Source organism: Cellulomonas sp. A375-1, from assembly GCF_001040865.1.
Taxonomy (GTDB): domain Bacteria; phylum Actinomycetota; class Actinomycetes; order Actinomycetales; family Cellulomonadaceae; genus Cellulomonas; species Cellulomonas gelida.
On sequence record NZ_LFKW01000132.1, the window covers coordinates 25,442 to 33,716 of the forward strand.

The 8,275-nt window shown below is 71.1% G+C and carries 5 protein-coding genes; all 5 read right to left on the reverse strand.

Going from position 1 to position 8,275, the window contains the following annotated elements; all coding sequences use genetic code 11:
* On the reverse strand, positions 1-460 hold a 460-nt coding region (locus CWIS_RS19010; RefSeq protein WP_048343839.1), incomplete at its 3' end, for a hypothetical protein.
* On the reverse strand, positions 460-2,673 hold the full coding sequence (locus CWIS_RS13525) for a hypothetical protein (protein WP_048343840.1): 2,214 nt from the start codon (positions 2,671-2,673) through the stop codon (positions 460-462). The genes CWIS_RS19010 and CWIS_RS13525, both read right to left, overlap by 1 nt.
* Positions 2,670-3,458, reverse strand: a complete 789-nt coding sequence (locus tag CWIS_RS13530; RefSeq protein ID WP_048343841.1) for a hypothetical protein — start codon at positions 3,456-3,458, stop codon at positions 2,670-2,672. Before CWIS_RS13530 ends, CWIS_RS13525 begins: the two co-directional genes overlap by 4 nt.
* Positions 3,455-7,534: a tape measure protein gene (locus CWIS_RS13535; RefSeq protein WP_048343842.1), complete on the reverse strand. Its 4,080-nt coding sequence runs from the start codon at positions 7,532-7,534 to the stop codon at positions 3,455-3,457. The genes CWIS_RS13530 and CWIS_RS13535 overlap by 4 nt, the downstream gene beginning before the upstream one ends.
* Positions 7,535-7,720: 186 nt before the next feature.
* Positions 7,721-8,230 carry a hypothetical protein gene (locus CWIS_RS13545; RefSeq protein WP_048343844.1) on the reverse strand — a complete coding sequence of 170 codons (510 nt, stop codon included), beginning with the start codon at positions 8,228-8,230 and terminating at the stop codon, positions 7,721-7,723.
* Between the last annotated feature and the right edge of the window lie 45 nt (positions 8,231-8,275).

An 8,275-nucleotide genomic window follows, 5' to 3' on the forward strand; every position in this document is an offset into this window, starting at 1 on the left:
TGGTCCAGACGGCGGTCGCGGTGTATCCGGGTGTGGTGGTGACCGCCGTGCCCGTGATGCTGACGAGCACCGTGCCGTCGGCCACGAACGAGACGGAGGCGTAGTTCGTGGTGGTTGTGGAGGCGTACCGCAGCGCGATGGCCTGGAACCGCCGCGTGGTGCGGAAGCCCCCAGGGATCATGCAGAGGGTCCCGGGCGTCACGGTGTGGAACTCGGCACGCCAGATCACCATCTTCCCGATACGCCGCACCTCGCAGTACACGCCCGTGGCGACCCCCGGCGTCACCGTGAGTGCGACCCAGCCCGTGTCGTGGACGGTCGCGCCCGGCGGCGAGAGTGAGTCCAGGAATGCCTTCACACGCTCCGAGAAGCGGATCACGTTCGTCTTGCCGGACTCGACAGCAGGGTCGGACGTCGTGACCACGGTCGGCGACGTCGAGTCGGTGGACAGGTCAGCCATCAGGTCAACACCTTCCCTCGGAGGTACTCGCCCGCCTGCTGCTCGGTCGCGCCGGCTCCCAGGCCCGCGGTGACGTACGCGGCCACCCACGCTTCGGAGCTGCTCACGAGGTTGCGGAGGAACATCTGGGCGAGGTCACCTTCGATGACCTCGAGGATCGCGATGCGAAGCGTCTGGGTCAGCGCCCCGGGCTCACCGGAGAGCTGCGAGCCCATGACGAGCACCTTCGCCTGCACCCCGGTGTAGACCGGGTCCGACAGAACCCGGATGTCACCGAGCCGGATCGAGAGGTCGGGGACGATCTCGATCTGGTCGAGCACCGGCAGCGGCTCGGCGGTCATCAGCGAGAGCCACCCGAGCACCTCGCGCGCGACGTCGTCGTCCTGCACCCACGGCGACAGGTCGAGACGCAGCAGTGACCTCGAGGCTTCGGCGGACACCCCGGCCGCGACTGTCGAGGTCTGGCCGGGCGTCGCGAAGGTGTCGGCGCGCAGGATGAGCTGGGTCGTCCCGTCCGTCCCTGCGGTGTAGAGCGTCGTCGCGGTGTTGTTCGTGATGCGGATGCGCACGCGCGACGGGTTGACGATGTCGGCGACGACGCTCAGCGCCCCGTTGTCGGGCTGGGCACCGCCCCCGCTTCGCTGCGTCGAGGCGGACCAGCGCGACATGCGCGATGCGGACACCGACGTGTCCCACGTCGGCAGCCACGGCGCCAGGTCGTCGACCACGCCGTCGATGTCCGCGTAGATGGTCACGGTGCGCCGGGCGGGGATGGTGATCATCTCGGCCGAGCGCCAGACGGTCACGGACCCGTCGGTGGCGTGCTGTTGGTCGGGGGGCGTGTAGGAGATCTCGATCCGGTCGGCGACGTCCTCGTCCCCGATCGACCAGGGCAGGTCGATCACGGACTCCGCTGCCGTGATGGTCGCCGGCGCGCCTACCAGGCCGCGCATCATGGCGCGGTTGCGGTAGACGAGCTCGCCCGCCTCGGTCTTCCAGGCGCCGCCGAGGGTCTTGGATGCGACGTCCTGCAGCAGCCCCCAGGCGTCGGTTGCGTCGGACGCGAACACCGCTGCGAGGTTGGACCCCGATGCGGAGATTCGGGCGGTAGGTGCGGCGCGCAAGGCGGGGTCGTCGGCGCGATGCACCTGCAGACCGGTCAGCCCGCTCGTGTTCACGCCTCCCCACGAGGTGACCGCGGCGGTCACGGAGGGGTGGGTGAGGGTGGCGTAGGGCGACCACGTGCCCGCCGACCCTCCGCGGAGCCGGACCCGGGTCGAGGTGGCAGACACGCGCTCGACCTGTGCCTGCACTCGGGGATTGCCCGGATCGGGGGTCCACGCTACGGCGGCCGTGCTCGCGCCACTGTCGGAGTGGATCAGCTGGAATGTCGAGGCGTCGTTGTCGATCGAGACGTAGAAGCCGGTAGTCGACGGCGTACGCCAGGAGACCCCGGAGCTCTTGAGCCCGGTGCCCCAGCCGCGCTCCCACGCCCGCACTCGCCGGGAGAACGACACGTAGACGGTCTCACCGATCACCCACGGCTCGGTCGCGACCATCGTCCACTGGTAGTCGGGGTAGATCCGCCCGTCGTCGTCCGTGGACCACGAGTAGGTCGTCGCGCCGCCGCCCCCGCCGCTGGCTTCGAGCGCTCCGACCTCCGGGATGCTCGACCCGATCAGCGACGCGGAGAGGATCGCTGATGTCGTCGGCTCGGGGCAGGCGAAGAAGCCGAGCGCGCGCGCTGCGCGGTCGATCACCCATGCCGCATCGACGGTGAGCGGGATCGCGCCCCACCACGAGTCGTAGTACAGCTGCAACGCTGCGGGGAGCGTGACAGGCGTCGTCCCCGCGCTCACGTCGGAGATCGTTGCTGCGCGCTCGGTGGACAGCGCCGACGGAGCGGAGACCTTGCGGATGGTCATGCGCGCGACCGGCGACGGCGTGTCGGCCGCGTCTGCGACAGCGTCGATCGAGACCGGCCCGCCGGGGGCGATCGGGCCGAGCTTCCATGCGGTCGCGTCGTCCGCCTGGTCGAACACGACCTCGCCGGAACCGACGGAGAACCCGGACGCGGCCCGCACCTGACCCGGGAGACTGCCACCGGTCAGGTCGCGAGTGATCGACCAGGACAAGACTTGCAGGTCGACGGCCGCGCCGTCCCCGAGGTCGGCGACGACCGAGACATCTGGTGTGAGCTCGTGGGCGTTCACGTCAGCGAGCCCGCCTTCCCGACCTCGAGCGCGGTGAACGTGTACGCGCTGCGCCCGTGGGCTCCGGCCCGCAGGTGCTGCAGCACGCGCTCGGGATCGGTGATCGACACCCGTGTGGGCGACCCCTGACCGGGCAGGAAGCCGCCGGCGTCGGCGAAGGTGGTCCCGCTCGTCGCCTGCGCCATGCGCGTGCCGGCGTGCGGGAGCGTGGACGAGATCGTCAGGATCGCGTACGCCGCCGTCGACGACGTCGTGACCGTCGCGCTCTGTGCGCTCGTCGAGACGGTGACGCCCGAACCCGTCGCCACGCCCGCCGCCGTGCGGAAGGCCACGCTAATGAGCGTGGTCGACCCCGACGTCGTCGCGCAGACGGACGAGAACCGGTAGGTCGTGCTCGGCCGCACCGGAACCGTGACGACGCGACTCCCGGTGTGGGCCTTCAGCGTGCCATACGGGGAGCCCACGGCGACAGCCGCACCAGCTCCGCACGTGTACTCGGGCGGGAGCATGTTCGCCTGTGCGGCGGCGATGTCGTACAGCCACAGGTCGGCGAGGATGCCCTGGGCCGCTGCCTCGAGCAGCGCGACGGTGTCAGGCTCGGTCCACGGGCTGAACGCGAGCGACCAGCTGCGCAGCGACCGCGCGGCGCGCTGAACCTTGCGCACTGAGCCCATGGTGACGATCTCGCGCGAGGCCCGCTGCCCGCTGACGGCAAGAGACCCCGCCTGCAGCGCCAGGACGGGCTGCAGCGCCCCGAGCGTCCCGATCAGGACCGGCGCGCTCATCGGATGGGCCGTCCCAGCTCACGGGCGGCCCTGGTGCCGCGCTGGACGAGCGTGGCCGCATTGCGGTCGGTCACCTGGATCTCTCCCTTCACCGCGAGCCCGTTCAGGTTCCGGGCCATCGCCCGGCCGATCGCCTCGGCGTCCTCGTCGGTGAGCGTGCGGGTCGACGCCCGCCCGACGGTCACGACCCCAGCGGCACCGGCTGCGGTGCTCGCCTTCGACTTGCGCCCGCTCGACGACGTCCCGCCGACCTGAGTCCCGCCGATGACCTCGACCGTGTACCCCGGGGGGACCGCGCCGGTCATCGCCTTGCGCATGGCGTCCTCGAGGCGCTTGGCCAGGTCCGCGATCTTCTTCTCGATCGCGGCCTTCTCCTTCTCCAGGCCCCGCTTCACGCCCTCGGCTGCGGACAGGCCGCCCTTGTAGAAGCCCTCGGTGACGTACTGGCCAGCGAGGTTCGAGTACTTCTCGATCGCCTTGAACGACGACGCGAGCTCGCTCGACTCGGACTTCGTCATCGACAAGATCGCGTCGGCCGCGACCGAACCGTCGTCGACGCCGAGGCTGACGAGCTCCTGCAGGATCGCGCCGGCGGACGTCCCGAACATCTTCTGGACCTTGTGCAGCTTCCACGCGAACGACCGCAGCTTGCCCGCGTACGCCTTCGCCGACGCGCCGATCTCCTTCTTCGTGACCGGCTTGTCGTACCCGAGCGAGTCGGTCTTCCCGAACAGCGACGAGAAGCCGAACCCACCCTGCAGCGAGCTCGCGACCGCGGACTTGATCTGCTGCAGCTCGGAGACCTTCGCGCTGGCATCCGCGAGCTTGGCGTCGACCTTGTCGAGCTGGGAGTAGAGCGACTTGAACGCCGCCTCGGCCTCGCGGGCCTGTCGGGCCAGCGTCTTCTGAGTCGACTTCGAGTAGTCCCCGCTGCTCGCCATGGACCGCAGCTGGTCGACCACCGAGTAGGCGCCGCCGAGGCCGGACGTCGCCTGCGACACGATCTCGCCGCGGCGCGACGACACGACGAGGTCGGTTGCCGCCTGCCGCAGCCGCTCGAGGCGCTCAGTCGCCGCCTCGCGGGCGTCACGCGCCTTGTCGCTCGCGGTCTGCGCCTTGTCCAGCGCGGCCTGCGCACGGTCGGCCGCGCGCTGGTCCGCGCTCGACCCCGACTTGCGGGCCTTCGCGGCCGCGGCGTCGGCCGCCGCGCGCGCTGCCGCCTCGCGTGCGCGTGCGTCCGCGTACGCCTTGCGGGCCGCTTCGCGGGCCCGCTCCGCCGAGCCGACCTCACCGCCGCCGGCGAAGAACTGCATGCCGGACTGGATCATCGACCGCAGGCGGTACATGGCGCCGTGCCCGCCAGCCTTGCGGACGTCCGAGGTGGTGAAGACGTGCTCGCCGGGCATCGCCATGATCGGCACGGAGTCCCGCCCGGGCACACCGCCCGTGATCGGGCCACCGGTGGCCTTGGCGTCCATGCCGGGGCCGAAGTCGTACGTCTTGCCGCCGACGGAGTCGACGGTGATCTTGATCCTGCGGCCGTTGTTCAGGGTGACGAAGCGGTCGATCGCGACCTGGGCGGCCTTGGCGTCGGCTTCGATCTCGGTGATGACCCGGTTCGGGATCAGCCCGTAGGAGTCCGCGAGGGCTCGGGCCTCGTCGGCCGTCTTGCCCATCTGCTCGGCCGCCTTGATGAAGGCCTCACGCTGGGTGCGGATCTGCGCGTCGAGCTCGCTCGCGCTCGCGTTGTTCTTCTCCATCGCGGCCGTGACGGTGTCGTAGCGACGCACCTGGTCTAGCAGCGCGGACTCGACGTCGCGCAGCGCGGCGGCCTTCTCGGCATCGGTCGCCTCGGAGTCCTTCTGGACCTCCTGCGCGCGCTTGACGGCGTCGGCGAAGCGGTCGGCGCCGTCCTCGGCCTGGAGCTGCGCCTCACGGAGCGACAGGTTCGCGCCAGCGGCCTCGCGCTTCGCGTCGGTGTTCTCCCGAGTCGCGGCGGTGTCGCGCTCGGTGACCCCAACACCCGCGGCCTGCTCGTCGTTCCACTGCGCCTGTGCGTCGGCCAGCGCCTCCTTCTGCGCGCCCACGCCCTCGAGGACGGCGGCGTAGCGGCCGGCCCGGCCGATCGCGTCGTCGGTCGTGTCCTTCTGCGCCGTCGCGAGATACGTCTCGTACTTGTCGCGCATCGCCTTGATCGCGTCGGTGTTCCCCATCGCGGCCTCGGTGACGAGGTTCAGGCTGATGCCGAGGGCCTTCGCCTTGTCGACCGTGCCGTCGGACACGAGGTTCTGGAAGACCGTCGCCCGGGTGTTCGCAGTGATCGCCCCGGTGGCGTCGTCGAGGGTTCCGCGCACGGTCTGGACCGCTGCGGCGAGCTCGTCGGCGCGCTGCCTGGCCTCCTGCTGCTTCGCGACGAAGACCCCGATCGCGGTCGAGATGACCGTGAGGGCCAGCCCGATCGGGTTCGAGATGAAGGCGGTCTTGAGCGCGCCACCGAGCGCGCGGACACCGGACTGCGCGGTGACGGACGCGGCGCCGAGCAGTCCGACTGCACGCGAGGACGACCCTGCGAGCGCGGCCTGCACCTTCGCCTGGTCGTTGAACGTGCGCAGGGCCGTGCTGGCGGGCCCGAAGACGCCGTCGAGCCGCAGCGCGCGCAGAGCGGCGAACGCTGCGACAGCCGCGAGCACAGGCTGCGGTAGCTTCGCGACCCACGAGACGAGGTCAGCCAGCGTCCCGACGGCGGGCGACAACGCCGCGACGGTCTGCACCGCGGCGGGCGTGAGCCCCGACGCCAGCGACGAGATCAGCGGGGCGAGTGCGAGGACGAGCTCCTGCACGGACGGTGCGAGCTCGACGAGCGCGACGAGCAGCGCGTCGGACAGCGTCGCGCCGAGCTCGGCGGCGACGGGCACGAGCGGGGCGAGAGCTCGCATGGCCGTGTCGCCGAGCTCGCGCAGCTCCGGCGACGTCGCAGCGAGCGCGACCAGGCCCGCGACGACCGGGTTGAGCGCAGGCAGGAAGCGCCCGAGCACGGGGATCGACCCGGACCCGAGGGTGAAGATCGCCGTACCGAGGCCCGCGACGATCGGCGTGTACTTGGCGAGGCGGTCGAGCTGGCCGTTGAGCCTGGACAAGTCCCAGCCGTTGACGGCCGACTTCATGCGGTCGAGGTTGGCGGACACCTTCCCGAGCTGCGGGCCGAAGCGCACGAGCAGGAGGTCGGCGAACGGCTTCGCCTTCTGCTCGACGGCACGCAGCAGGTCGGCGACTTGGTTCGCCCAGACGACGGCCCGACCGCCGCCCTTGGGGTCGACGAACGGCGCGGCCAGGATGCTGCCGACGTCCCGCCAGGCGCCCTTGACGCGGTCGACGGCTCCGTCCATCTGCTGCTTGATGTTGTCGGTCGCACCACCGAAGCGGTCCATGAGACCAGACACGAGCGGGTCCCACACCTGCTCGACGGGAATGCCGCCGGGCTTGGACGCGAGCTGCCGGATCTCGGCGCCGGTCTTGCCCATCGCCTTGCCGACGATCGTGGCGGCGTCGATCCCGTAGATGCCGAGGTCGCGCAGCGTCTCCCCGGTGAGCTTGCCCATGCCCTGCATCTGGGCGAGCGCGTAGGTGACGTTCCCGACCTGCTCGTTCGACCCGCCCACCGCGGCGACCGCATTCTGGATCGCGTCGAGCGCGGGGATCACGTCCTCAGCGGCGACACCGAAGCCCAGGAGCTGCTGCTGGGCGGTGATGAACACCTGCTTCGCGAACGGCGACGTCTTGGCGAACGCGTCGAGCTTGTCCATCTGCGCGTTCGCGGCCTCGGCACCACCGAGCAGCGTGGACAGCGCCGCGCGCGAGCTCTGCTGCAGCCGGTTGTAGTCGTACCCGACCTTCCCGACCGCGAGCCCGAGACCCCCGACCGTCGTCACCGCGGTCGCGAACGCCCCGGCGACGGTCTTCCCGGCCGCCGACGCGGCCGAGCCCATCCGGGACATCTTCTGCCCCGAGGTGTCCATGCCCCGGTCGAACTGCGTCGAGTCCAGCGTCAGGTACGCCTTCAGCTCGCCAGCGAGCACGTGCTCACCTCCTGGTGTCTTGGAGCGCGCGAGACGTCCGTGTGTCGGTGGTGACCAGGGCGAGGATCCGGCGGCGCAGCCACCGCCACGACCGTCCCGCCAGTGCGGGGTCCTCGAGGTCGACGCCGAAGGTCTGATGCAGGTCGACCTCGACGAGCGCCCACTGCTTCAGCAGGAACCCCCACGTCACCGCGACGCCGGCGTCCTCCGGGTCTTCGCTGCGCGGGCGGAGCTGCTCGGGGACGCCGCGGTACCGCGGGTAGATGCCGTCCGCGTCGGGCTCGCCGACCCCGTACGGCGCCCACGCGGCGACGAGGCTTTTGGGTCCTCGTCGACCTGCTCTTCCGGCGTGCCGTGCAGCGTCTCGAACATCGCCTGCGCGGCGAGCTCACCCAGGACGTGCGCGTACATCGCGTACTGCCCGGCCAGGGCGATCTCCTTGCCGGTGCGCCCGTCGGCGATCATGTCGTCGAGGACGGGGCCCAGGGCGAGGCGCTGCACGTCCTTGACTCCGCGCAGCTTCCCGACGGTGTCCTCGTCGATCTCCGCCTCGGGGTCGCCCATCGACCGCAGCCCGAACGTGACGAGCGCGGCCAGCCGCAGCCCGTCCTCGTACGACGGGTCGGGGACGACGTACTCCTTGCCGCCGACGGGGATCTTCAGCCCGGGCGAGAGGTACTCGGTCAGGTCCTTCACACGTCACCCTCTTCATCGGTGTTGGGCCGCGGGGCCGCCCCCGCC

Bases quoted from the DNA above. Each gene is read 5' to 3' on its own strand.
- CWIS_RS13530 (WP_048343841.1), bottom strand. From the start codon at position 3,458: ATGAGCGCGCCGGTCCTGATCGGGACGCTCGGGGCGCTGCAGCCCGTC.